Origin of the sequence: Streptomyces sp. NPDC058964 (assembly GCF_042741275.1) — a bacterium.
In the GTDB taxonomy this organism is placed as follows: Bacteria; Actinomycetota; Actinomycetes; order Streptomycetales; family Streptomycetaceae; genus Streptomyces.
Genome location: NZ_JBHYKH010000537.1, coordinates 3,715 through 6,016 on the forward strand (window position 1 = coordinate 3,715; position 2,302 = coordinate 6,016).

Consider the following 2,302-nt stretch of genomic DNA (forward strand, 5'->3'; position numbering starts at 1 on the left):
CCGGGTGCGGTTTCGAGGGTGGTAGTCGTGGCCCTCGGACTCGACGGTGCCGGAGCTGGAGATGCGCTGCGGCCGAGGCCGCAGCGCCGTGACATGGCCGGACACGTCCGCCGCGCCGTTCGGCCCGGCGGACAGATCGATCTGCAGGAGCGGCTTGGTGATGCCGAAGAGGGTGCCCGCCGGGTCGTCGGAGGAGCACAGCAGGGTCGTCGGGCCGGAGAAGTCGCAGCCCTGCACGTCACGCACGGCGTGGTCGAGGTTGACGGCGGAGACCTGCGGCAGGTCGGCCGAGGGCGAGGTGCCCGGGTTCACGCCCGGGGTCGGGAAGACCAGGAGCCGGCTCATCGTGCCGTACTCGCCCGCCAGCATCCACTGGCCGCCCGGCGAGACGGCCACCCAGGAGTTGTTGAGCGCCTCCCCGGCGCCGAGCGTGTGGACGTACTCCGACCAGGCGCCGCCCGGCGCCTGCACCCGGAACATCTTCGTGCTGCCGGAGTCCCGCTGGTACGGCTCCACGTAGTAGCCGTCGTACGAGGCGTCGGGGTCGCCGACGTGGTTCCAGCCGCGGCTGGAGACGCCGGCCGGGATCGTGGCCACGCCGGTGTACCGGTTGGGACTGCCGGCCGGCACCTCGACCGACGTCAGACCCTGGCTCTCGGTGAGCGGGTCGGCGCGGTCCGAGCCGGCCTCGGTCCAGGTGTCGGCGGCGGAGGCGGGCGCAGCGGGCGCGGCGAGGGACGCGACGCAGGCGAGGGCGAGGGTGACGAGGCCGGTCAGGAGCGCATGACAACGTTGCCGGGCGGACGCGTGCATGGGGCCGACTCCTCGGTTGGGGGGTGGGGACGCGCGTTCGGCCGACAGTCTGGACCCGCCGTCTAGTCATGTACAAGCTAAGAGGGGAAGGGAGGGTGAATTCGTACCGCGGGACGGCAGTGGTGAGGGTCATACCCCGCGTGGCCCCGGCATGGTGGCTTCGCCGTACGACCACCGGCTTGTTGAGGGATGGTGGAGACAGTCGTAGGCGGCGTCGGAGATTCGGTGTGAGCGCGGTAGAACAAGGGGAGTCGGCACGGGGGACGGCCTGCCGTGCGGTCGGTCGAAGGCGGTGCGTGCGATGAGTGCAGCCGAGGCTCCCGTGGCCGGGGGTGAAGGGCCGGCACGGCCGAGCGGGCTGCTCGACGTGCTGGGCGTGGCCTCCGTGGTGCTGGACTCCGAGGGCCGCATCGTGCTGTGGAGCCCCCAGGCGGAGGAGCTGTTCGGGTACTCGGCCCAGGAGGCGCTGGGCGAGTTCGCCGCCCGGCTGATGGTGCACGAGCAGCACATCCAGCTGGTGGGCAAGCTGTTCGCCGACGTGATGCGGACCGGGCAGAGCTGGGCCGGCGCCTTCCCCATCCGGGTCAAGGACGGCGGCACCCGTCTGGTGGAGTTCCGCAACATGCGCCTGCTGGACGACCAGGGGGATGTGTACGCGCTGGGACTCGCCGCCGACCAGTCCACGGTGCTCCGGCTGGAGCAGGACGTGGCGCTGTCGGAACGGATCGTGCAGCAGTCCCCGATCGGGCTGGCCGTGCTGGACACCGAGCTGCGGTACGTCTCGGTCAATCCGGCGCTGGCGAAGATAAACGGTGTCCCCGCCGAGGAGCATGTGGGACGGACGGTCCGCGAGGTGCTCCCGCTGGTGGACGCCGAGACCCTGGAGGGTTCCGCGCGCCGGGTCCTGGAGACCGGTGTCCCGCTCGTCGACAAGTCCACCATCGGCAGGACCCCCGCGGACCCGGACGAGGACCACGCCTGGACGGTGTCGATGTACCGGCTGGAGGACGCCGTCGGCAGGGTGCTCGGTGTCGCGGCGTCGATGGTGGACGTCACGGAGCAGTACCGGGCGGGGATCGAGGCCGAGACCGCGCGCCGCCGCCTCGCGGTCATCGCGGACGCCTCCGCCCGCATCGGCACCACGCTGGACCTGGACCGCACCGCCCGCGAGCTGGCCGATGTCGCCGTGCCCGAGCTCGCCGACATCGCCGCCGTCGACCTGCTCGACGCGGTGGTGGACGGCCGCCGCAGCACGCTCGGCCCGACCGAGCCCGCGGTGATGCGCGCCCTGGCCGTACGGGCGGAGCACGGCGAGGAAGTGGTCCGGGCCGCCGACCCGGCCGGAGAGCTCGCCACGTACGCCCCCGACCGCCTGGTCACCGAATGCGTACGGACCGGCCGCCCGGTGCTGGTGCCCCAGGTCAAGGACGAGCATCTGCCGCGTATCGCCCGCTCCCCCGAGGCGGCCGTGCTGCTGGGCCGGGCGGGG

2 protein-coding genes are annotated in these 2,302 nt (G+C 72.7%); one reads left to right on the forward strand and one right to left on the reverse strand.

What is annotated here, in order from left to right; all coding sequences use genetic code 11:
- A partial coding sequence (locus ACFW2E_RS39490; RefSeq protein WP_384474692.1) for a hypothetical protein occupies window positions 1–813 on the reverse strand: 813 nt, incomplete at its 3' end.
- 301 nt (window positions 814–1,114) lie between these two features.
- On the opposite strand from ACFW2E_RS39490, the gene ACFW2E_RS39495 reads away from it, so the two are divergent.
- On the forward strand, window positions 1,115–2,302 hold a 1,188-nt coding region (locus ACFW2E_RS39495), incomplete at its 3' end, for a PAS domain-containing protein (protein WP_384474695.1).